21 protein-coding genes are annotated in these 23151 nt (G+C 56.8%); 14 read left to right on the top strand and 7 right to left on the bottom strand.

The window, feature by feature from the left end:
- Window positions 1–48: 48 nt before the first annotated feature.
- A complete protein-coding gene (rhaS, locus tag WLO31_RS00415; RefSeq protein WP_435928521.1) occupies window positions 49–885 on the bottom strand; it encodes an HTH-type transcriptional activator RhaS in 837 nt (278 codons plus the stop codon).
- A gap of 302 nt (window positions 886–1187) precedes the next feature.
- Between rhaS (WLO31_RS00415) and rhaB the strand changes: the two genes are divergently transcribed.
- The 9 genes from rhaB to rhaM all read left to right on the top strand — a co-directional run bounded on the left by rhaB (window position 1188) and on the right by rhaM (window position 11087).
- Entirely contained in the window at window positions 1188–2660 is a 1473-nt protein-coding gene (gene rhaB / locus WLO31_RS00410; protein WP_435928520.1) for a rhamnulokinase, read from the top strand.
- Entirely contained in the window at window positions 2657–3916 is a 1260-nt protein-coding gene (locus WLO31_RS00405) for an L-rhamnose isomerase (RefSeq protein WP_435928519.1), read from the top strand. Before rhaB ends, WLO31_RS00405 begins: the two co-directional genes overlap by 4 nt.
- Before the next feature lie 107 nt (window positions 3917–4023).
- A complete protein-coding gene (gene rhaD, locus WLO31_RS00400; RefSeq protein WP_435928518.1) occupies window positions 4024–4848 on the top strand; it encodes a rhamnulose-1-phosphate aldolase in 825 nt (274 codons plus the stop codon).
- 88 nt (window positions 4849–4936) lie between these two features.
- Window positions 4937–5929 (top strand): rhamnose ABC transporter substrate-binding protein, encoded by a 993-nt coding sequence (rhaS, locus tag WLO31_RS00395; protein WP_435928517.1) that lies wholly within the window; start codon window positions 4937–4939, stop codon window positions 5927–5929.
- Between the two features lie 110 nt (window positions 5930–6039).
- On the top strand, window positions 6040–7551 hold the full coding sequence (locus WLO31_RS00390; protein ID WP_435928516.1) for a sugar ABC transporter ATP-binding protein: 1512 nt from the start codon (window positions 6040–6042) through the stop codon (window positions 7549–7551).
- Window positions 7551–8555 carry an ABC transporter permease gene (locus WLO31_RS00385; RefSeq protein WP_435928515.1) on the top strand — a complete coding sequence of 335 codons (1005 nt, stop codon included), beginning with the start codon at window positions 7551–7553 and terminating at the stop codon, window positions 8553–8555. The genes WLO31_RS00390 and WLO31_RS00385 overlap by 1 nt, the downstream gene beginning before the upstream one ends.
- Window positions 8552–9556: an ABC transporter permease gene (locus WLO31_RS00380; RefSeq protein ID WP_435928514.1), complete on the top strand. Its 1005-nt coding sequence runs from the start codon at window positions 8552–8554 to the stop codon at window positions 9554–9556. Before WLO31_RS00385 ends, WLO31_RS00380 begins: the two co-directional genes overlap by 4 nt.
- A gap of 71 nt (window positions 9557–9627) precedes the next feature.
- Complete coding sequence (gene fucO, locus WLO31_RS00375; protein ID WP_435928513.1) at window positions 9628–10776, top strand: lactaldehyde reductase; 1149 nt, start codon at window positions 9628–9630, stop codon at window positions 10774–10776.
- Window positions 10773–11087: an L-rhamnose mutarotase gene (rhaM, locus tag WLO31_RS00370; protein ID WP_435928512.1), complete on the top strand. Its 315-nt coding sequence runs from the start codon at window positions 10773–10775 to the stop codon at window positions 11085–11087. The genes fucO and rhaM overlap by 4 nt, the downstream gene beginning before the upstream one ends.
- Window positions 11088–11154: 67 nt before the next feature.
- Here rhaM and WLO31_RS00365 read toward each other — a convergent pair whose 3' ends face one another.
- Complete coding sequence (locus WLO31_RS00365; RefSeq protein WP_435928511.1) at window positions 11155–12120, bottom strand: chemotaxis protein; 966 nt, start codon at window positions 12118–12120, stop codon at window positions 11155–11157.
- 148 nt (window positions 12121–12268) lie between these two features.
- Between WLO31_RS00365 and WLO31_RS00360 the strand changes: the two genes are divergently transcribed.
- Entirely contained in the window at window positions 12269–12709 is a 441-nt protein-coding gene (locus tag WLO31_RS00360; RefSeq protein WP_435928510.1) for a serine acetyltransferase, read from the top strand.
- 5 nt (window positions 12710–12714) lie between these two features.
- Here WLO31_RS00360 and fdhD read toward each other — a convergent pair whose 3' ends face one another.
- Window positions 12715–13542 carry a formate dehydrogenase accessory sulfurtransferase FdhD gene (gene fdhD / locus WLO31_RS00355; protein ID WP_435928509.1) on the bottom strand — a complete coding sequence of 276 codons (828 nt, stop codon included), beginning with the start codon at window positions 13540–13542 and terminating at the stop codon, window positions 12715–12717.
- 174 nt (window positions 13543–13716) lie between these two features.
- Between fdhD and fdnG the strand changes: the two genes are divergently transcribed.
- Genes fdnG through fdoI form a run of 3 tightly spaced genes read left to right on the top strand, consistent with a single transcriptional unit; the run spans window position 13717 to window position 18317 of the window.
- Window positions 13717–16767, top strand: a complete 3051-nt coding sequence (gene fdnG / locus WLO31_RS00350; protein ID WP_435928508.1) for a formate dehydrogenase-N subunit alpha — start codon at window positions 13717–13719, stop codon at window positions 16765–16767.
- Window positions 16768–16779: 12 nt separating this feature from the next.
- Window positions 16780–17685, top strand: a complete 906-nt coding sequence (fdxH, locus tag WLO31_RS00345) for a formate dehydrogenase subunit beta (RefSeq protein WP_435928507.1) — start codon at window positions 16780–16782, stop codon at window positions 17683–17685.
- Entirely contained in the window at window positions 17682–18317 is a 636-nt protein-coding gene (gene fdoI / locus WLO31_RS00340) for a formate dehydrogenase cytochrome b556 subunit (protein WP_435928506.1), read from the top strand. Before fdxH ends, fdoI begins: the two co-directional genes overlap by 4 nt.
- A 50-nt stretch (window positions 18318–18367) precedes the next feature.
- Here the strand turns inward: fdoI and WLO31_RS00335 are convergent, their stop codons facing one another.
- Both WLO31_RS00335 and WLO31_RS00330 read right to left on the bottom strand, forming a co-directional pair.
- Entirely contained in the window at window positions 18368–19126 is a 759-nt protein-coding gene (locus WLO31_RS00335) for a histidine phosphatase family protein (RefSeq protein ID WP_435928505.1), read from the bottom strand.
- 29 nt (window positions 19127–19155) lie between these two features.
- On the bottom strand, window positions 19156–20502 hold the full coding sequence (locus WLO31_RS00330) for an OprD family outer membrane porin (RefSeq protein ID WP_435928504.1): 1347 nt from the start codon (window positions 20500–20502) through the stop codon (window positions 19156–19158).
- Window positions 20503–21067: 565 nt separating this feature from the next.
- Here WLO31_RS00330 and fdhE point away from each other — a divergent pair.
- Complete coding sequence (gene fdhE / locus WLO31_RS00325) at window positions 21068–21997, top strand: formate dehydrogenase accessory protein FdhE (protein WP_435928503.1); 930 nt, start codon at window positions 21068–21070, stop codon at window positions 21995–21997.
- Between the two features lie 60 nt (window positions 21998–22057).
- On the opposite strand, the gene WLO31_RS00320 is transcribed toward fdhE, so the two are convergent.
- Both WLO31_RS00320 and WLO31_RS00315 read right to left on the bottom strand, forming a co-directional pair.
- Window positions 22058–22618 carry an RNA polymerase sigma factor gene (locus tag WLO31_RS00320; RefSeq protein WP_435930690.1) on the bottom strand — a complete coding sequence of 187 codons (561 nt, stop codon included), beginning with the start codon at window positions 22616–22618 and terminating at the stop codon, window positions 22058–22060.
- A gap of 5 nt (window positions 22619–22623) precedes the next feature.
- Window positions 22624–23100 carry a hypothetical protein gene (locus tag WLO31_RS00315; protein ID WP_435928502.1) on the bottom strand — a complete coding sequence of 159 codons (477 nt, stop codon included), beginning with the start codon at window positions 23098–23100 and terminating at the stop codon, window positions 22624–22626.
- Between the last annotated feature and the right edge of the window lie 51 nt (window positions 23101–23151).

The following is a 23151-nucleotide window of genomic DNA, read 5'->3' as shown; positions in this document are numbered from 1 at the left end:
GAGAATTATGGGCTTTTTCGCTGAAAAAAACGGTGATTGCGTTCGCGATTACTGAAGTTGGGTATCCCGCCCCTGGCGAATCTCACGCGGGGACCAGGAAAACTCGCGCCTGAACAGCGTGGAGAAGTGGTTGCTGTCGCCAAAGCCGCACTGGAAGGCGATATCCGTGACGCTCTCCTCGCCGTGGCGCAGCATATGACGGGCCTTCATCAGACGTAAGCGATTGAGATAGCGCTGCGGCGTGAGCCCGGTTTGCTGCTTGAGCTGGCGATGCAGCGTGCGCAGCGAAAGCGTGAACTGCCCGGCGAGCTGTTCCCAACAAACCTCCTCGGCGAAATGATCTTCAAGCCAGGCCATAAGCTGATTCAGCCGCCCCTGGGCATTTGTAGCGCCTTCCGCCATGCTGCCCTTACGCAGCAGCACCAGCAGCTGCATAAACAGCATTTCCCGGCTGGCGACGGTATGGGTATCCATACTCTCGCCGAGGGTTTCGAACTGTTCTATAAGCCCGCGCACCTGCTGCAATACCGGCTGGTTCACCCGCCAGTGCGACGGATAGTTGCCGTCCTGCTCCTGCGGCAGCAGCTTATCCAGCCCCGAAAGGAAGCAAAACGCGTCCGGCGCGCGATACAGAATATTGGTCAGGCAGAGGTTTTCGGTGTGCTCATACAGATGGCGATCGTGGTCGCGCACGAAGCACACCGAACCGCCGCTCAGCGTGTAAGGCTGGCCGTTGAAAACGTGGGTGCCGGTGCCGTGCTCCACAATCACTATTTCACAGAAATCATGGTGATGTTCCGGAAACGCCGCCTGCGGCAGGCGAGGCTCAATCGCCACCGACGCTTTTCCTGACGGGAAGAAATCAAAGCCATGCAGTATTGTCATTCTCGCACCCACCCCCCCTGTGAACCGTTGCCTGATAGTAGATAACGATTCTCATCTGCACCTTAAATTTTCGACGTGAAATCCATTAAAAAGCGTTCGTTTTTTAAGAAAGCGCGGGAATTATCCGGAAATGCGGGGAGCGTCACAGGCCACCGGTGAGGTTGGCAAAGGCGAATTTGTGATGTCGCTCACCTTCATCTTTGCTTCTTTGCCAGTGCGGCATTCCCTCTGTCAGTAATAAGAAGGTGGATACCGACATTCCTTCTTAAAGTGGGAGCAATTAACTCGCAAGGACCCTGATAATGACTCTTCGCCATAGTGTTGCGGTTGACCTGGGCGCTTCAAGTGGCCGCGTCATGCTGGCGCGCTTCGATCGCGACGCCCGCAGCGTTTGCCTGCGTGAAATTCACCGTTTCACCAACTGCCTGCAGCAGACAGACGGCTCCGCCACCTGGGATCTGGATGCGCTGGAGCACGACATCCGCACCGGCCTGCAAAAAGCCTGCGATGAAGGCGTCGCCATCGACAGCATCGGTATCGATACCTGGGGCGTGGATTTTGTGCTGATTGACCGCGACGGCAACCGCGTCGGCCTGCCTGTTTCCTATCGCGACAGCCGCACCGACGGCGTAATGGAAACCGCGCTGGCGGAAGTGGGGCGCGAAGAAATTTATCGCCGCACCGGCATTCAGTTTCTGCCGTTTAATACGCTTTATCAGCTGCGCGCTCTTGCCCAACGCCAGCCAGAACTTCTGCAAGAAGTCGAGCACGCGCTGCTGATCCCCGACTACTTCTGCTACCGCTTAACCGGCGCGCTGAACTGGGAATATACCAACGCCACCACCACGCAGCTTATCAACATCAACAGCGACAGCTGGGATGAAAGCCTGCTCGACTGGGCCGGCGTACCGGCAAAATGGTTTGGCAAGCCGACGCATCCCGGCTGCGTGATTGGCCGATGGACCTGCCGCGGAGGCAACCAAATCCCCGTGGTGTCCGTCGCCACGCACGACACCGCCAGCGCGGTCATCGGCGCGCCGTTAAAAGATAAAGACGCGGCTTACCTTTCGTCCGGCACCTGGTCGCTGATGGGCATTGAAAGCAAAACGCCCTATGCGACAGACAGAGCGCTCGCCGCCAATATCACCAACGAAGGCGGAGCGGAAGGCCGCTACCGGGTGCTGAAAAATATCATGGGGCTGTGGCTGCTGCAGCGCGTGAGCAAAGAGCTGGGAATTACCGACCTGCCGGCGCTAATCGCCCGCACGCGGCAGCTTCCCGCCTGCAAATTCGTGATAAATCCCAACGACGACCGCTTTATCAACCCGGAAAACATGAGCCGCGAGATCCAGGCCGCCTGCCGGGAAAGCCGCCAGCCCGTGCCGCTTACCGACGCCGAGCTGGCGCGCTGTATTTTCGACAGCCTGGCGTTGCTGTATGCCGCAACGCTGCGTGAACTGGCGGAGCTGCGCGGCCGCCCGGTTAGCTGCTTACATATCGTCGGCGGCGGCAGCCAGAACGAGCTGCTCAACCAGCTTTGCGCGGACGCCTGCGGCGTGCCGGTGCTGGCCGGGCCGGTCGAAGCCTCCACGCTTGGCAATATCGGCTGCCAGCTGATGGCGCTGGACGAAATCACCGACGTCGACGACTTCCGCAAAATCGTCGCCGCCAGCTACCAACTCATCTCTTTTATTCCGCATTCAGACAGTGAAATTGCCCGTTTTATGGCGCAGTTTCCGCACAATCGTCAAACCTGTAAGGAGTTTTGCGCATGACCACCTCTATCGATCAGGCCTGGGAACTGGCTAAACAGCGCTTTGCCGCCGTCGGCGTAGATGCAGAAGAAGCGCTGCGTCAGCTGGACCGTTTGCCGGTTTCAATGCACTGCTGGCAGGGCGACGACGTTGCCGGCTTTGAAAACCCGGAGGGCGAGCTTAGCGGCGGCATCCAGGCGACCGGTAATTATCCGGGCAAAGCGCGCAACGCCGCCGAACTCCGCGCCGATCTGGAGCAGGCGTTAAGCCTGATCCCAGGACCAAAGCGGCTGAATCTGCACGCTATTTATCTGGAGTCGGATACGCCGGTATCCCGCGATAAAATCAAACCGGAACACTTCAAAAACTGGGTCGAATGGGCAAAAGCCAACCGGCTGGGCCTGGATTTCAACCCGTCCTGCTTCTCGCATCCGCTGAGCGCGGACGGCTTTACCCTCTCCCACGCCGACGATAAAACTCGCCAGTTCTGGATTGACCACGTTAAAGCCAGCCGCAAGGTCTCCGCCTGGTTTGGCGAGCAGCTCGGCACGCCGTCGGTCATGAATATCTGGGTCCCGGATGGCATGAAAGACATCACCGTTGACCGTCTGGCCCCGCGCCAGCGCCTGCTGAACGCGCTCGACGAGATAATGAGCGAGAAGCTAAACCCGGCGCACCACATCGACGCGGTGGAAAGTAAGCTGTTCGGCATCGGGGCCGAAAGCTACACCGTGGGCTCCAACGAGTTCTGCTTTGGTTACGCCGCCAGCCGCCAGACCGCGCTGTGCCTTGACGCAGGTCATTTCCACCCCACCGAAGTTATCTCCGATAAGATTTCCAGCGCCATGCTTTATGTGCCGCGTCTGCTGCTGCACGTCAGCCGCCCGGTGCGCTGGGACAGCGATCACGTGGTGCTGCTGGATGATGAAACCCAGGCGATCGCCAGCGAAATCATCCGCCACGACCTGTTCGATCGCGTACACATCGGCCTCGACTTCTTTGATGCGTCCATTAACCGCATCGCAGCGTGGGTGATCGGCACGCGCAACATGAAAAAAGCTCTGCTGCGCGCCCTGCTGGAGCCAACCGAAACCCTGCGCCAGCTTGAAAACGAAGGCGATTACACCGGCCGCCTGGCGCTGCTTGAGGAGCAGAAGTGTCTGCCGTGGCAGGCCGTGTGGGAAATGTACTGCCAGCGCAACGATGTCCCGGCTGATGCGCAGTGGCTGGACAACGTGCGCGGCTATGAGAAAGACGTTTTAAGCCAGCGCGGGTAATGAATTTATCGGTGGATGGCGCCGCGCTTATCCACCCTACCGGTATCGGATCGTAGGGCGGGTAAGCTTCGCGCCACCCGCCTGAACACTTAAGGAAGCAAAAAACTATGCAGAACATCCTGAACGCCTGGTTTGTCGAAGGCATGATCAAAGCGACCAGCGACGCCTGGCTGAAAGGCTGGGACGAGCGCAACGGCGGCAATATTACGCTGCGCCTGAGCGAAGCGGACATTACGCCTTTCCAGGCCGACTTCCACGCCGAGCCGCGTTATATCGCCTTAAGCCAGCCGATGCCCGAGCTCGCCAGTACGCCGTTTATCGTCACCGGCTCCGGCAAATTCTTCCGCAACGTGCAGCTCGACCCGGCGGCAAATATCGGCGTGGTAAAAGTGGACAGCCGCGGTGCGGGATACCACATTTTGTGGGGGCTGGAAAACGAAGCGGTGCCGACGTCTGAACTCGCGTCACACTTCCAGTCGCACTGCGTGCGCATGAAGGTGACTGACGGCCGCGATCGCGTGATTATGCACTGCCACGCCACCAACCTGATTGCCCTGACCTACGTGCTGGAGAACGACTCCGACATTATCACCCGCAAACTGTGGGAAGGCAGCACCGAGTGTCTGGTGGTGTTCCCGGACGGCGTCGGCATTCTGCCGTGGATGGTGCCGGGTACCGATGAAATTGGGACCGCGACCGCAGACAAGATGCAAAAACACTCGCTCGTGCTGTGGCCGTTCCACGGCGTATTCGGCAGCGGCCCGACGCTCGATGAAGCCTTTGGCCTTATCGATACCGCCGAGAAATCTGCCGAGGTGCTGGTTAAAGTCATCTCGATGGGCGGCATGAAACAGACCATTACCCGCGACGAGCTTATCGCGCTCGGCAAGCGTTTTGGCGTTACCCCATTAGCCAGCGCGTTAGAGCTGTAAATCTGTAACGGTGGAGGGCGTTTCGCTTATCCACCCTACAAATAATAAAAAACACCTGCAAACTGACCCTACATGTGGAGTACAAGCAATGAAAATTAAAGCAATATTAGGTTGTACGCTCACCGTTGCCGCACTGGCGCTGTCCGGTTCCGCCATGGCCGAGGTAAAAATCGCTCTCGTGGCGAAATCCCTCGGCAATGGTTTCTTTGAAGCAGCAAACGTGGGGGCTCAGGAGGCCGCCAAAGAGCTGGGCGATGTCAAAGTTATCTACACCGGCCCAACCACCACCACCGCCGAAGCGCAGATTGAAGTGCTGAACGGACTGATCGCTCAGGGCGTGGACGCCATCGCTATTTCCGCCAACGATCCGGACGCCGTGGTGCCGGTGCTGAAAAAAGCTATGCAGCGCGGTATTAAAGTCGTTTCCTGGGATTCCGGCGTCGCCAAAGATGGTCGTCAGATCCACCTCAACCCGTCCAATAACGCGCTGATTGGCGAAACCAACGTTAAGCTCGCCGCCGACGCGCTCAAAGCAATGAACGTTGAGAAAGGCGACGTGGCTATTCTTAGCGCAACGCCGACCTCCACCAACCAGAACATCTGGATTGCGGAGATGAAAAAGGTGCTGCCGAAGTACCCTTCCGTCAACCTGGTCACCGTGGCCTACGGCGACGATCTCTCCGATAAAAGCTACCGCGAAACCGTGGGCCTGCTGAAGTCGTACCCCGATCTGAAAGTCATCGTTTCCCCGTCTTCCGTCGGCATCGTTGCCGCCGCGCAGGCGGTAAAAGACCAGGGCAAAATCGGCAAGGTTTACGTCACCGGCCTGGGCCTGCCGTCTGAAATGGCGGGCGCCATTAAATCCGGCGCGTCGAAAAGCTTCGCCATCTGGAACCCTATCGACCTGGGCTACGCGGCCACTTACCTGGCGGATGACTTAGTCAAAGGCAGCGCCAGCAAAACCGAAGCCAGCATGGGTAAATTAGGCAAAGTGAAGCTGGATGCGGACGGCAGCGGCGCCATGGCCGAGCCGTTTGTGTATGACGCCAGCAACATCGATAAATTCTCCAGAATCTTCTGAGCAATGTCCGGCGGGTGACGCTCTGCTTACCCGCCAGGCGTACCAAATTGTAGGGTGGATAAGCCTTAGCGCCCTCCACCACTTTTTGCATTTTGGATGGGGTATTTACGATGACAGCCGCCACACCACTGCTCTCCCTTAAGGGGATCACCAAAGTATTCCCGGGCGTGCGCGCCCTTGAAAACGTTCACCTCGACCTCTGGCCGGGCAAAGTCACGGCGCTGATTGGCGAAAATGGGGCGGGCAAATCCACGCTGGTTAAAGTGATGACCGGCATTTATCAGCCGGAAGAAGGCGAACTGCTTTATAAGGCGATCCCGATAACGCTGCCCAATCCGGAAGCGGCGCATAAAGTCGGCATCACGGCCATTCATCAGGAAACCGTGCTTTTCGACGAGCTGACGGTCACCGAAAACATTTTTGTCGGCCACTATCTGTATCGCGGCCTGTTCAAAAAGCTCGACTGGCCCGCCATGCATCAGCAGGCGCGGGAAATCCTGACTCGCCTTGAGGTGCAAATCGACCCGCGCGCCACGCTTAAAACGCTGAGCATCGCCCAGCGCCATATGGTTGCGATTGCCCGCGCGTTATCTTTTGCAGCCCAGGTAGTGATTCTGGATGAGCCCACCGCAGCGTTGTCGCAGCACGAAATCGTCGAGTTTTACCAAATCGTTGAGCGCCTGAAACGCGAAGGCAAAGCCATTCTGTTTATCTCCCATAAGTTCGATGAAATCTTTGCGATCGCCGACCATTACACCGTCCTGCGCGACGGCGTGTATATCGGTTCCGGGCAAATCGACGACATTACCGAAGAGCGCATGGTGACCATGATGGTCGGGCGTGAAATCAGCCACGCTTATCCAAAAACCGCCTGCGAGCCGGGTGAAACAGTACTGGAAGTGAAAGATCTCTGCCATCCAACGGAGTTCGCGCACATTAATTTCACCCTGCGCAAAGGGGAAATCCTCGGCTTCTATGGCCTGGTTGGCGCCGGGCGAACCGAACTGATGCAGGCGCTGTCCGGCGTCTCGCGGCCGGGCCAGGGCGAAATTCGCTTAAATGGTAAAACCGTAGCGTTCAGCCAGCCCGCCGACGCCATCAAAGCCGGGATTGTGTGCGTGCCGGAAGAGCGGCAGAAGCAGGGGGCGATTATCGAGCTGCCCATCAGCCAGAACATCAGCCTGCCGCAGCTTGGCCGCCTTAATCCGAACGGCGTGCTTAACGAAGCCCGCGAATGGGCGCTTGCGGACGAATACGCTAAGCGTCTACAGGTGAAGGCCTTTAGCTGGCGGCAGAAAGTTGAAACGCTTTCCGGCGGCAACCAGCAGAAGGTGGTGATCGGCAAATGGCTGGCGACCCAGCCCGAGGTCATCATTCTCGATGAGCCGACCAAGGGCATTGATATCGGCTCCAAAGCGGCGGTGCATCAGTTTATGTCCGAGCTGGTAGGCCAGGGGCTGGCGGTGATTATGGTGTCGTCGGAGCTGCCGGAAGTGATGGGCATGGCCGACAGAATTATCGTCATGCACGAAGGGCTGATGGTGGCGGAATACCGGGCCGGCGAGGCCAGCGCGGAGAGGATTGTCAGCGCGGCCAGCGGCGCGGGCGAGGAGGCGGCATAATGTGGCAAAAACTGCTTAAACACCGTGAAGCTCTGCTCGCCGGGGTGATTTTGCTGATGGTGCTGGCTATCGGCAGCCGCGTGCCGTCGTTCCTGGCGCCGGGCAACCTGGTGGAGATTTTTAACGACACTTCCATTCTGATTATTCTGGCGCTCGGCCAGATGATGGTGCTGCTGACTAAAGGCATCGACCTGTCGATGGCGGCTAACCTTGCGCTCACCGGGATGATTGTCGCCCTGCTTAACTTCCATCATCCGGACATTCCCGTCGGCGTTTTGCTGGTGATAGCTACGCTGCTCGGCCTGCTGATGGGCATGATTAACGGACTGCTGGTGTGGAAGCTCGGCATTCCGGCGATTGTGGTGACGCTTGGCACCATGAGCATCTACCGCGGCATTATTTTCCTGCTTTCAAACGGCGGCTGGATCAATGCCCACCAGATGAGCGGCGACTTCCTGGCGCTGCCGCGCACTTCCCTGCTGGGCATGCCGCTATTGAGCTGGTGCGCCGTTGCGGCCCTGCTGCTCGTCGGCTATTTCCTGCTTTACAGCCGCACCGGGCGCGCCATGTACACCGCGGGCGGCAACGCGACGGCCGCCTGGTATACGGGTATCAACGCCGGAAAAATGCAGTTCATCAGCTTCAGCCTGAGCGGCGCGCTGGCGGGCTTCTGCGGCTATCTGTGGATTTCGCGCTTCGCCGTTGCCTACGTGGACGTGGCAAACGGTTTTGAGCTGCAAATCGTCGCGGCCTGCGTAATCGGCGGAATAAGCACCATGGGCGGCATCGGCCGCGTGCTGGGCTGCCTGCTGGGCGCGCTGTTCCTCGGCGTGATTAACAACGCGCTGCCGGTAATCGGCGTCTCGCCGTTCTGGCAGATGGCTATTTCCGGCGCCGTGATTGTCATCGCCGTGCTGCTGAACGAACGCGGCAATAAACGTAAAGGACGGCTCATTCTGCGCGATGCCGCGCTTCCAAAACAACGGGAGGCGGTGAAATCATGAATAAGACGCTGATCTCTGAACAAAGGGCTCCTGCGGCCCAACCGGAGCCGCTGTTTAAGCGCCTGCTGTGCTGGGAAAGCTTCCTGCTTGCGGTGACGCTTGCGGTATTTGTCGCCAACGCGCTGGCTTCGCCCTATTTCCTCAATATCTGGAACCTGTCGGACGCCACGTTCAACTTCACCGAAAAAGCGATTATCGTGCTGCCGATGGCGATGCTGATTATCGCCCGGGAAATCGATCTCTCCGTCGCCTCGACCATTGCGCTCAGCTCAACGGTAATGGGCTTCTGTGCCCAGGCGGGCATGGATACGCCGCTGCTGGTATGCATCGGGCTTGGCACAGGGATGTTGTGCGGGCTATTCAACGGCTGGCTGGTGACGCGCTTTAACCTCTCCTCCATCGTCATCACCATCGGCACCATGAGCCTCTATCGCGGCATAACCTACATCCTGCTGGGCGACCAGGCGCTCAATACCTGGCCGGAGAGCTTTGCCTGGTTCGGCCAGGGCTACGTGTGGGGCGCGCTGTCGTTTGAGTTTGCGCTGTTTATCGTGCTGGCGGGCGTGTTCGCCTTCCTGCTGCATAAAACCAACTTTGGCCGCCGCACCTACGCCATCGGCAACAACCCGACCGGCGCGTGGTATTCCGGCATCAACGTGAAGCGCCATAACATGACGTTGTTCGTGCTGGTCGGCGTTATGGCCGGGCTTGCGGCGGTGCTGCTGACGTCGCGACTGGGCAGCACGCGCCCGACGATTGCGATGGGCTGGGAGCTGAGCGTGGTCACCATGGCGGTGCTGGGCGGCGTAAACATCCTTGGCGGCTCCGGCAGCATGACCGGCGTGATTATCGCCGCCTTCCTGATGGGGCTGGTGACCTTCGGCCTGAGCCTGCTCAACGTGCCGGGCATCGTGATGTCGATTATCGTTGGCGCGATGCTGATTACCGTTATCTCGCTGCCGATTATTACGCGTCGGGTTTTGCAACGCCGACGGCGCTGATCCGCCCTCATCCTGAAAGGATGAGGATGAGGGGAAAGGAATTTGAAACAGCAATATTAAGGAGAATAGCAATGAGCTTTATGTTGGCCTTACCAAAAATCAGCCTTCACGGCGCGGGGGCAATCGGCGATATGGTTAAGCTGATCGCCGGAAAAAACTGGGGCAAGGCGCTGGTCGTCACCGACGGCCAGCTGGTAAAAATGGGCCTGCTGGAGAGCCTGTTTACCGCCCTGGACGCGCATCTTCTGTCGTATGAACTGTTTGATGAAGTCTTTCCGAACCCGACCGAGGAGCTGGTGCAAAAAGGTTTTGCCGCTTATCAGGCGGCAGAGTGCGACTACATCATCGCCTTTGGCGGCGGCAGCCCGATTGACACCGCCAAAGCGGTCAAAATCCTGACGGCAAACCCGGGCCCGTCAACCGCCTATTCCGGCGTCGGCAAAGTCGTCAACGCGGGCGTTCCGCTGGTGGCGATTAACACCACGGCGGGCACCGCGGCGGAAATGACCAGCAACGCGGTGATTATTGACTCACAGCGCCAGGTCAAAGAAGTCATTATTGATGCAAACATCATCCCTGATATCGCCGTGGACGACGCCAGCGTTATGCTGGACATTCCGGCAAGCGTGACGGCGGCAACCGGCATGGATGCGCTGACTCACGCCATTGAAGCCTACGTTTCCGTGGGCGCGCATCCGCTGACCGACGCCAACGCGCTGGAAGCGATCCGCCTGATTAGCCAGTGGCTGCCGGAAGCCGTGGATAACGGGCAAAACCTGGAAGCCCGCGAGCAAATGGCCTCTGGTCAGTATCTGGCAGGCATGGCGTTTAACAGCGCCGGGCTGGGCCTGGTTCATGCCCTGGCGCACCAGCCGGGCGCGACGCACAATCTGCCGCACGGCGTGTGTAACGCCATCCTGCTGCCGGTTATCGAAGCCTTTAACCGCCCGCAGGTCGTGAAGCGATTTGCCAAAGTGGCAGAGGCGATGGGCGTGGATATTCAGGGCATGAGCGAAGATCGGGCAAGCCTGAAGGCGATCGAAGCGATCCGCGCGCTATCTTCCCGCGTCGGCATTCCGTCCGGCTTCAGCCAGCTCGGCGTGAAAACGTCGGATATCGAAGGCTGGCTGGATAAAGCCCTCGCCGACCCCTGCGCGCCCTGTAATCCGCGCCCCGCAACCCGCGAAGAAATACGCGAGCTTTATCTGGAGGCGTTATGATCCGCAAAGCTTTTGTGATGCAGGTAAATCCCGATGCCCATGAAGAATATCAGCGCCGCCATACGCCGATTTGGCCGGAGCTGGAGGAAGTGCTTAAGCAGCACGGCGCTCATCACTATGCTATTTACCTTGATGCAAAACGCCATCTGCTTTTCGCCACGGTAGAGATTGAGTCCGAGGCCCGCTGGGAAGCCGTTGCCCAGACGGAAATCTGCCAGAAATGGTGGCAGCATATGCGCGACATCATGCCGAGCAACCCGGATAACAGCCCGGTGAGCTCGGAGCTAAAAGAGGTGTTTTATTTAGCGTAATAACAAAAGGCGCTACGCGTGATTTGTAGGGTGGGAACGCGTAGCGTCTCCCACCGCTTAGCAACCCTTACAGCGCGGCATCCTCCAGCGCCTTATGAATCACCATTGAAAGCTCTTTGACGTCAAACTTCGCTACGTAGCCGTTCGCGCCTACTTTGCGCACGTGATCTTCGTTCGCGCTGCCCGACAACGAGGAGTGAATCACCACCGGGATCTGTTTTAACGTCGCGTCGGTTTTAATATTACGCGTCAGGGTAAAGCCATCCATTTCCGGCATTTCAATATCGGTTAACACCATACCAATGCGGTCGGTGATGGGCTCGTTTGCATCTTTGGCTTCTGCGGCGATGAGTTTGATTTTCTCCCAGGCCTCAAGCCCCGTCGAATGCATGATAGCCGGGATACCCATGCCCTTCAGGCCTTGTTCCAGCATCAGGCGGGCGACCTTTGAATCTTCCGCGACAATCGCCACCGCGCCCGGTTTCAGGGTGTAGGCTTTCTCTTCAATGGCTGAGACATCCACGTCGCGTCCGGCAGGGATGATGTCATAGAGGATCTGTTCAACGTCGAGCACCAGCGCCAGCTCGCCTTTATATTCGTCGCTGTCCAGCGAGGCAATGCTGGTGATGTTACGGCTGTTGACTCCCGCTTCAGCAGCGTGAACCTGGCTCCAGTCCAGACGGATAATGTTTTCTACCGACTCAACCGCAAAAGCCTGGGTGCTGCGGGCATATTCGGTTATCAGTAAAAGATTCAGGCCCGTTTCAGGCGTGCAGCCGGTAACGGCTGGCAGGTCGATGACCGGGATAATCTGATCGCGAATATTCGCCATGCCCAGCAGCGGTGACTCCATGCCGGCCGCGCGATTGATTTTCGGCATCGGCACGATTTCGCGCAGCTTAAAGACGTTAATGCCGTACAGCTCAGACTTTTCGGCATGCTGCCCTTTCCCTAAGCGGAATAACAGCAGTTCAAATTTGTTGGACAACGCGAGGTTAGACCTCTCATCAATATCTTTCTGAAAACTATCCATTTTAACCTCGAGTGATAACCCAACGGGTCATGTCGCCCCGTTTTAAGGGTGCCCTGTATAAGTTATCGGCAGAAAGAGCAAAAAATAGAGTCGGATTAGTTAAATGATGTGGATTAAGAGAAATTATTTTTCCTCAGAGGACGGGACGATGCGCTGCCGTTTTTATTTCTGGTTCCGAATCTGGGAATATCTCTTTAAAGCCAAAAAGGGATTTATAAGCCAATACGCGAAGAAAAAATTAATAAAGCTGAACCGCCATTACGCGACAGATATCTCCCCACAGGCAAGCACTGGCGAGGGGCTGGAAATCAGGCATTTCCCCGGGCTGGTTATTCGCCCGGACTGTATTATCGGGAAAAACGCTGTCCTGCGTCAGAACATTACCATCGGTCAGCGAACCCGTGGAGAGGGTGGAAAAACCGTGACTGGAGACAACGTAAACGTGGGAGCGGGCAGCTGTCTTATCGGTGATATCACTATCGGTTCAAACGTCACTATCGGGGCGATGTCGTTTGTTAATAAAGATATCCCCGATAACCACATTGTTTACACTCGCAAAGAGATGGCGCTGGTTTTACGGGAAGGCTGATTCATTTACCCAAGCAGCCGTCCCGGATGTGTATATACCGTCGCGCGCCCAGGGCGGCTGAAGCCCACCAGCGTTAAATTGCAACGGTGCGCCACTTCAACCGCCAGCGAAGTTGCCGCCGATACGGCGAACAAAATCTCAATGCCGCACTGGGCGGATTTTTGCACCATTTCATAGCTGGCGCGGCTTGAAACCAGCGCGGCGCCTTGATGCCAGCCCTGCCGCGCACGCGCGCCCAGCATTTTGTCCAGCGCCACGTGGCGGCCAATGTCTTCTTTACCCGCCATAATCTCGCCCTGCTCGTTTAACCAGAGCGCCGCGTGCGTGCAGCCGGTAAGTTCGCCAATGGGTTGATACTGGCGCATCTGCCCCAGCGCCGCATCCAGAAAGCTCAGATCGAAGGTCTGGGTAAAGGGTAACGGTGAAACCGGACGACCCACGTCGTTGAGCTGTTCAACGCCGCAAACGCCGCAGCCGGTGCGTCCTGCAAGTGAACGGCGTCGCTCCTTTAGTCCCGCAAATCGGCGGCTGGAGAGCTCAATTTGCACTTCCATGCCGTTGCAGACCGGCACCACATCAATGCCGAAAATGTCCGCGGGCGAGTTAATAATCCCTTCGGATATGGAGAAGCCGATGGCGAAAAGCTCCAGATTGTCAGGCGTCGCCATCATCACGACGTGAGAAATGCCGTTATAAACCAGCGCGACCGGCACCTCTTCAGCAATCCAGTCCGCTCTGGCCGCCGTCAGATCGCCACGCTGCCACAGATTGACAGAACGCGATCCCGTGCAGCTCGTAACAATTTTTTCGTTAATTTGGTCAGATTTATTCACTTTGCATTAACCGGGTAAGAACAACCTTAATCCCAATGTGGTATCCTTGCCGCATTATCCCTCCGGGAAGGAAGGCGATAACCAGTTTCAGGGTTCGATTGTGAACCTTTGCGGCGAGTACCGCAAAAAATAAACCTATAAGTCATGTGAAAAATGTCGAAACAGGAGCAATCCATGCAGGTCAGCAGAAGGCAGTTCTTTAAGATCTGTGCTGGCGGTATGGCAGGAACCACGGCAGCGGCACTGGGTTTTGCCCCCGGCGTTGCGCTTGCGGAAACACGGCAATATAAATTGCTGCGCACCCGCGAAACCCGTAATACCTGTACATACTGTTCCGTTGGTTGCGGGCTATTGATGTATAGCCTTGGCGACGGCGCGAAAAATGCCAAAGCATCAATCTTCCATATCGAAGGCGACCCGGACCACCCGGTAAACCGTGGCGCGCTTTGCCCTAAAGGCGCAGGCCTTGTGGACTTCATCCACAGCGAAAGCCGCCTTAAATTCCCTTCTTACCGCGCCCCCGGCTCAGATAAGTGGGAACAGATCAGCTGGGAAACGGCGTTTGACCGCATCGCTAAGCTGATGAAAGAAGACCGCGACGCCAACTTCATTGCCCGAAACGACCAGGGAACCACGGTGAACCGCTGGCTCTCCACCGGCATGCTGTGCGCATCCGCATCCAGTAACGAAACCGGCTATTTAACCCAGAAATTTTCCCGCGCCCTCGGCATGCTTGCCGTGGATAACCAGGCGCGTGTCTGACACGGACCAACGGTAGCAAGTCTTGCTCCAACATTTGGTCGCGGTGCGATGACCAACCACTGGGTTGATATTAAAAACGCCAATCTCGTCGTGGTGATGGGTGGAAACGCGGCAGAAGCGCATCCGGTGGGATTCCGCTGGGCGATGGAAGCCAAAATCCATAACGGCGCGAAGCTGATTGTTATCGATCCCCGCTTTACGCGAACCGCGTCGGTGGCGGATTTCTATACCCCGATTCGATCCGGTACCGACATCGCCTTCCTGTCGGGCGTGCTGCTGTATCTGATCAACAACAATAAATTCAACCGCGAGTACGTCGAAGCCTACACAAACTCCAGCCTGATTGTGCGTGAGGATTACAGTTTCGACGAAGGCCTGTTCTCCGGCTACGATGCGGCGACCCGTAAATACGATAAAACCACCTGGCACTATGAGCTGGATGAAAAAGGCTTCGCCAAACGCGACCTGACGCTCAGCCACCCGCGCTGCGTGTGGAATCTGCTCAAAGAGCACGTTTCCCGCTACACGCCTGATGTGGTTTCCAATATTTGCGGCACCCCGAAAGACGATTTCCTGCAAGTTTGCGAATACATCGCCGAAACCAGCGTAAAAGACAAAACCGCGTCGTTCCTCTACGCGCTGGGTTGGACGCAGCACTCCGTGGGCGCGCAGAACATTCGCACCATGGCGATGATTCAGCTGCTGCTCGGCAATATGGGCATGGCGGGCGGCGGCGTGAACGCGCTGCGCGGCCACTCCAATATCCAGGGGCTAACCGATCTGGGCCTGCTGTCGCAGAGCCTGACGGGCTATATGACCTTGCCGAACGATAGCCAGGCCGACATCCAGACTTACCTTGAAGCCAACACGCCGAAACCGCTGCTGGAAGGCCAGGTCAACTACTGGGGCAACTACCCGAAATTCTTCGTCTCGATGATGAAAGCCTTCTACGGCGACAAAGCGACGGCGGAGAACAGCTGGGGCTACGACTGGCTGCCGAAGTGGGATAAGGGCTACGACGTTCTGCAGTATTTCGAAATGATGAGCCAGGGTAAGGTGAACGGCTATATCTGCCAGGGCTTTAACCCGGTGGCGTCGTTCCCGAACAAAAATAAGGTGATAGCTTCCCTGTCGAAGCTGAAGTTCCTCGTCACCATCGATCCGCTGAACACCGAAACCTCGAACTTCTGGCAGAACCACGGCGAGATGAACGATGTCACGCCGTCGCAAATCCAGACCGAGGTGTTCCGCCTGCCTTCCACCTGCTTTGCGGAAGAGAACGGCTCCATCGTCAACTCCGGCCGCTGGCTGCAGTGGCACTGGAAGGGCGCGGATGCGCCGGGAGAGGCGCTGAACGACGGCGAGATCCTCGCCGGTATCTTCACCCGTCTGCGCCATATGTACCTGCGCGAAGGTGGCACGGCGCCGGAGCCGGTGCTGAATATGACCTGGAACTACCTGACGCCAGACAACCCGGCGCCGGAAGAGGTGGCCATGGAAAGCAACGGCAAGGCGCTGGCAGATGTGCTTGATCCGGCCACCGGCGCGGTGCTGGTGAAAAAAGGCCAGCAGCTCAGCTCCTTCGCTCAGCTACGCGACGACGGCACCACCGCAAGCGGCTGCTGGATCTTCGCCGGGAGTTGGACGCCGGACGGCAACCAGATGGCGCGCCGTGATAACGCCGATCCGTCAGGTCTTGGCAATACGCTGGGCTGGGCCTGGTCATGGCCGCTCAACCGCCGCATTCTGTATAACCGCGCTTCCGCCGACCCGCAGGGTAAACCCTGGGATGAAAAACGCCGCCTGATCTCCTGGGATGGCGCGAAATGGGGCGGCGCGGATATCGCGGACTACAGCACAGCAGCACCGGGCAGCGACGTCGGGCCGTTTATCATGCAGCCGGAGGGCTTAGGCCGCCTGTTCGCCATCGATAAGATGGCGGAAGGGCCGTTCCCGGAACACTACGAGCCGTTTGAAACGCCGCTGGGCACTAACCCGCTGCACCCGAACGTGGTCTCCAACCCGGCCGCCCGCGTCTTTAAGGACGACCTGGAAGCGATGGGCAAAGCTGACAAATTCCCGTATGTCGGCACCACCTACCGTCTGACGGAGCACTTCCACTACTGGACCAAGCACGCGCTGTTAAACGCCATCGCGCAGCCGGAGCAGTTTGTGGAGATCGGCGAGAAACTCGCCAACTCGCTCGGCATTGTTCAGGGCGATACGGTGAAGGTCTCTTCCAACCGTGGCTTTATCAAGGCCAAAGCGGTAGTGACCAAGCGTATCCGACAGCTTGATGTCGACGGCAAAAAAGTGGACACCATCGGGATACCGATCCACTGGGGCTACGAGGGCGTGGCGAAGAAGGGCTTTATCGCCAACACCCTGACGCCGTTTGTCGGCGATGCCAACACGCAAACGCCGGAGTTCAAGGCGTTCCTGGTCAATGTGGAAAAGGTGTAACGGAGACGAATTATGGCTTATCAATCGCAAGACATTATCCGTCGTTCCGCGACTAACGGTTTCACACCCGCGCCGCAGGCGCGGGAGCATCAGGAAGAGGTCGCCAAGCTTATCGACGTCACCACCTGCATCGGCTGCAAGGCCTGTCAGGTGGCATGTTCGGAGTGGAACGATATTCGTGATGAAGTGGGGCATAACGTCGGGGTTTACGATAACCCGGCGGACCTGACCGCCAAATCATGGACGGTGATGCGCTTCTCTGAAGTTGAGCAGAACGACAAGCTGGAATGGCTGATCCGCAAAGACGGCTGCATGCACTGCGCGGATCCAGGCTGCCTGAAGGCGTGTCCGGCAGAAGGCGCGATTATTCAGTACGCCAACGGCATTGTCGACTTCCAGTCCGAGCAGTGCATCGGCTGCGGCTACTGCATTGCAGGCTGCCCGTTCGACGTGCCGCGCCTGAACCCGGAGGACAACCGCGTCTACAAATGCACCCTGTGCGTGGACCGCGTCGTTGTCGGCCAGGAACCGGCCTGCGTGAAAACCTGTCCGACAGGAGCGATTCATTTCGGTTCGAAAGACGATATGAAAACCCTGGCAGGCGAACGCGTGGCGGAGCTGAAAACCCGCGGCTACGACAACGCCGGGCTGTACGATCCATCAGGCGTTGGCGGCACGCACGTAATGTACGTGCTGCATCACGCCGACAAGCCGACGCTGTATCACGGCCTGCCGGAGAACCCGTCCATCAGCCCAACGGTGAAATTCTGGAAAGGCGTGTGGAAGCCGCTGGCCGCTATCGGCTTTGCTGCCACCTTCGCGGCCAGCGTATTCCACTACGTGGGGGTCGGCCCTAACCGTGCCGAAGAAGATGACGATAACCTGCACCATGACGATGACGAGGTGCGCAAGCCATGAAAAAACAAGTGACCATTCAGCGCTACAGCGCGCCTGAACGCATCAACCACTGGATCACCGCCTTCTGCTTCGTGCTGGCGGCGGTGAGCGGGCTGGGCTTTTTCTTCCCGTCCTTCAACTGGCTGATGAACGTTCTGGGCACGCCGCAGCTGGCGCGCATCCTCCACCCGTTCGTCGGCGTGGTGATGTTTGCTTCGTTTATCATTATGTTCTTCCGCTACTGGCACCATAACCTCATCAACCGCGACGATATCCTCTGGGCGAAGAACATTCGCAAGGTCGTGGTAAATGAGGAGGTGGGCGATACCGGGCGATATAACTTCGGCCAGAAAGGGGTGTTCTGGGCGGCGATTATTCTGCTGGTGCTGCTGCTGGTAAGCGGCGTGGTTATCTGGCGTCCTTACTTCGCGCCTGTTTTCTCCATCCCGGTAATCCGCGTGGCGCTGATGGTGCATTCCTTTGCTGCGGTGGCGCTGATTGTGGTGATCATGGTCCACATCTACGCCGCGCTGTGGGTCAAAGGCTCGATCACCGCAATGGTGGAAGGCTGGGTCACGACCACGTGGGCAAGGAAACATCATCCGAAATGGTATCGTGAAGTGCGCCAGAAAGAATCGAATAAGCTCGATTGACGCGCTTTTTACAGGAGAAACGACACCCTGTCGTTTCTCCTGATTTTCCTCTACAGCTTCGCTTTCCCCTGTTCTACGTAGCTCATATCGCCCACGGATTCTACGATCAGCTTCCCTGCATCGGTGTAACGAATTTTGGTTACGCTGGCATTTTCAAGCGGCTTGTTCAGCCCGGTATAGCCGAGTTTCTCCAGCAGGGCGCCTATCGCCATTCCATGAGAAACGATAAGAACATTGCGTTTCTCTTCGCTGTGCACCGCGCGTGCGATAGTTAAAATGCTTCGCTCCATGCGGTCTGCAACGGTACGGTAGCGTTCTGCCATGCCGCTTGAGTCCGCTCCGGCGATGGCATCTATCATTTCGGCAAGCGTCGTTTTGCCCGCGACGAAACTCTGCACCAGAGCGGCTTCGGACTTAAAGCCGGCCTGTTTCGCGGCGGCTCCCCACATATTTGGATCGAGATCGCCTTCAAAGATGCCAAAGCCAACCTCCCTGAGTCCGGGGCTTTCATTCAGGGTAAAGGGCGTCGCTTTGGCAGCCATAATCAGCCGTGCTGTTTCCCTTGCCCGCCCGGCATCGCTGGAATAAACCGAGTAAAAGGTGACGTCCTGCAGCCCTTTTCCCAGATAGCGGGCAACCTCAACGCCGGGCGCCGTCAGGGGCGTATCGGCCCAGCCCTGCGCCCGATGCACCGTATTGAACATTGTTTTACCGTGCCTGGTCACATACAGGGTAACGTCGGCGGCAAATGCCTGACTCAGGCTGGATAGCAGTAAAACTGTGAGCGCTAAAAAGCGTATATTCTTCATGTTGTATTATCCTTTACCGTAATTAATTTTTAAAATAAGCCAAACTTGTAATCAATAACGATCTCAGATGAGAGACTGCTTGATCGCATAGCCTGCCCGGACGCGTTAAGCTTTGGCGTTTGAGCAATTTGTTCATAGCCCCAGCCGTAGCCTAAAAGAACAAATACGGATAAATTTTTAAAAGGCGCAATGCCCGGCACCCATTGATTTACCAGCGATATTTCACCGGAACGCACTTTGTTATTTTTATATTTAAACTGTCCATAGTTCCATTGCAGGCCGGTAGCATATTGCGGGGTAAGCTGATACTGAGCTGACATCGCCAGCGCAGCCTCTCCGTCCCTCGTATAATCGTTGCCGGCGGAGGTGAGAGAATAAAAACGCCCGCGCATATTTTTTGCAATATGACGATCGTAATATCCTACCGCATTTTTTTTGTTAGCCTGCGTATAAGCTGCCGCCAGCTTTAATAACCAGTCTTCATTTTTCCAGCTGGCTTCCGTAACGTAATGCCATGCGGAATTATCGAAAGCCTTTTTCCCTTCTGGCATAGCCTTATAATTATCTAATGCCTGAGTGCCGTAGGCGGTTGTATTTACCGTCCACCGGGCAGAGGGGCGCCAGACGATGTCATAGATGTGCCGGCGTAAATAATCCTTTGCCTCACCGTAGGCCAGAGAAACCGTGGCGATGTCGCTTTTCCAGCTTCCTTCGCCGGTAAGGATAGCGCCGATGTTTTTTCTGTCCGCCGTCTGGAAATGAACTTTGTCCGGCGCGTCCCTGTTGATAGACCGGGTCAGCCAGCCCAGATCCACGCCGAGGTTTTCATACCACAACGATGCGCTATAGCCAAAATAGCTGTTTTTTGTCAACCGGTTAGAGGCGGTCACCACACCAAAGTTTTTCAGCTCCTGCCAGCCAGCTTTCCCCTTAAAGCCCAGCTTATTATCGCCGAATTTTACCTTGATATAGCGCTGACCAAATTTATTGAAGCCTTTGGCATTATCCTTATCCATTCCTGCGCCATCGTTATACAGCAGGCCACGAGTGGAGAAATAATCGCTCGCGCCAAGTTTCATTACCCCGGAATAACTCACGTCGAAACCAACGGTGTCCCACAGATAACCTGAGCGGAAATTCAGCGTTGCGCTTTGGCCCCACGCGTTATGAACCGTTGTAGCCTGTACGTCGTCTGCTTTAAGATATTTCCAGTGATTTCTTAACGAGAGATCCAGGTGTGAATCTTTAAGTAAATCACCCTGAGCAATTTCCTGTGCTGGCGAGCAGCCTGAAAAGAAAATACATAAAGAAAACAACATTCTGACTTTATAATTATCCTTTTTGATCTGTGCAACAGGCAAAGTAATGCTTTCCATAATCGTTCCCCTGTTTTAAAACAAAAAAAAACCCAAACCATAACGGCAGGCTTTGACAGCCGCCGCTACGATTTAGGTTTTGCCCCTGAGAGGTTACAATCCTTCTTACATGCCGAACTATATCTTATATAAAAGCGCGAAAAAATTTAAAAAATCATCTTTGCGATCTTTATCTCAAATAAATGAAACGCGTTGGATAATATTATTTACAGTAACAGAAATCATTAATAACCCGCGAAATATATAAAAATTAAACACCCATTTTAAATATTTCACCACAAACATGCCTGGCCGTGTAAAATACGATTCCACACAGCATAAGCCGGCAATATTGGTTACGCGCGTAAACAGAGCGTACAGAGGGGAGCTGAAGTTGTACGCCCTCCGCTCCGCAAGCATACCTAAAGTCCGGCCATTTTTTACCGCCCATGGGTAATTGCGGTTATCATACTCATCATTCAGACTGGCGGTTTAGTCAGTGGCCGCGCCTGACTGCTGCATTCAGGCTGTAAATACTATGACCAGACGGTTTCCCTGAATCCGTCCTAACAGGAAAACGATCGGAATGAGTATTCGCATAATTCCACAGGATCAGCTTGTTAAGAGCGATAAGCGTACGGCGGAGATGATTCCCCCGTTATTGTTCCCAAGGCTGAAGAACCTCTACAACCGCCGCGCCGAGCGTCTGCGCGAGCTGGCGACCAACAATCCGCTCGGCGATTACCTGCGCTTTGCCGCACTTATCGCCCACGCGCAGGAAGTGGTGCTTTACGATCATCCGCTGCAGATGGATTTAACCGCGCTGATTCAACAATCGGCCGAAACCGGCAAGCCGCCGCTGGATATCCACGTGCTGCCGCGCGATCCGCACTGGCAGCGTCTGCTGAACTCGCTGATTGCCGAACTGAAGCCGGAAATGAGCGGCCAGGCGCTGGCGGTTATCGAGAATCTGGAAAAAGCGTCAACGCAGGAGCTCGAAGAGATGGCCGCCGCGCTGTTCAACGCGGATTTTGCGCTGGTCTCCAGCGATAAAGCGCCCTTTATCTGGGCCGCGCTGTCGCTTTACTGGGCGCAGATGGCAAGCCTCATTCCCGGCAAAGCGAAAGCGGAATATGGCGAACAGCGCCAGTTCTGCCCGGTTTGCGGCTCGATGCCGGTTTCCAGCATCGTGCAGATTGGCGGTACCAGCGGCCTGCGTTACCTGCACTGCAACCTGTGCGAGACCGAGTGGCACGTGGTGCGCGTGAAATGCAGCAACTGCGAGCAGACACGCGATCTGAACTACTGGTCGCTGGACAGCGAACAGTCGGCGATTAAAGCGGAAAGCTGCGGCGACTGCGGCACCTACCTGAAGATCCTCTATCAGGAAAAAGACGCCAAAGTGGAAGCGGTGGCGGACGATCTTGCCTCGCTGGTGCTGGATGCGCGCATGGAGCAGGAAGGCTTTGCCCGCAGCTCGATCAACCCGTTTTTATTCCCGGGTGAAGGGGAGTAATTTTCGGGGCCTGTTAGCGGTGGATGGCGCGTGCGCTTATCCACCCTGCTTCCCTCTCGCTCAGCCTTCCGTCAGCTCATCATAAAGATTGCGAAGGCGGGTTCGCAGGTAAAGCACGGCCTTGTGCTTGCGGGACAGCAGCGCCTGCACGCTGACGCCGGTTTCTTCCGCCAGCTCTTTAAAGCTGTAGCCCTGTAGTTCGGTTTTTCCGAACGCTTCGCGCTGCGCCGCAGGAAGCTCCGATAGCGCGTCCTCCAGTTCTCCCCACAGCAGCTCGCTCAGGTATGCCTCTTCCGCAGACTGCGGCACGCCGAATAAGGTTTCCGCCAGTTCGTCTTCCGCCAGAAAGCCTTCTTCGTCGGCAGAATAGTAATCAGAGAGCGGAAGCTCGCGCTTTTTACGCGCCCGATCGGTCATCTCATTGCGCGCGGCGCGAAACAGCCAGGCGGCGACGTTCTCCACCGGCTGCTCCACCTTCATCAGCTGCCAGGTCACCTCCTGCAGGATATCGTCCGCGTCATCTTTTACCGCCGTGCGGCCCTGGATAAAGGCTTTCAGCCGGGACCGGCAGGCGTTGAGCGCTGACATCACGAGGGAATTTCCCGCCGTCCCGGCTTTCATCGCCGTCACTCGACTTTCGTCGGTTTCGGGGCGTTATCTTCCGGCTTCTGGCGGCTGCGCTCGTTTTCACCGTAGCGCTCGCGGCGATCGCCATGATGCTCGTCGTGATGGCGGCAATGCCCGAAGCCGTGACGCCAGAATCCTTCCCGGCGCTGCTGCACGAACTGCTCGCGCTCTTCCGGCGTCATCCGCATCCAGCGTTCATGCATGCGGCGACGCTCCCGACCCATGCCGAACATGCCCGGGCGGAAACCCAGCCCGCCGAACAGAATACGGCACAGCGCGAGCAGGCCCAGCGCCTGCCAGAAGCCAATGCTTTTCACGCCGATAACCGCAGGCAGCAGCGCGTTCCACAGGGACATCACCAGCAGACCCAGCACCGCAATCAGCACCACGCCAGTCACCAGCGGCTTAGCCATTGAATAACCGCCAAACCGGCGCCCGTGTCCCCGCCCGTGTCCACGCATATCAAAATCTCTCATCGTTTTGCTCCTCAGCAGATTAGTTGATTATTACTTCTGATGAGGTAGACG

The organism is Dryocola sharpae (assembly GCF_051307055.1).
In the GTDB taxonomy this organism is placed as follows: domain Bacteria; phylum Pseudomonadota; class Gammaproteobacteria; order Enterobacterales; family Enterobacteriaceae; genus Dryocola.
Note: the sequence above shows the minus strand (reverse complement) of the source record. Positions and strands in the feature narration are given on the sequence as shown.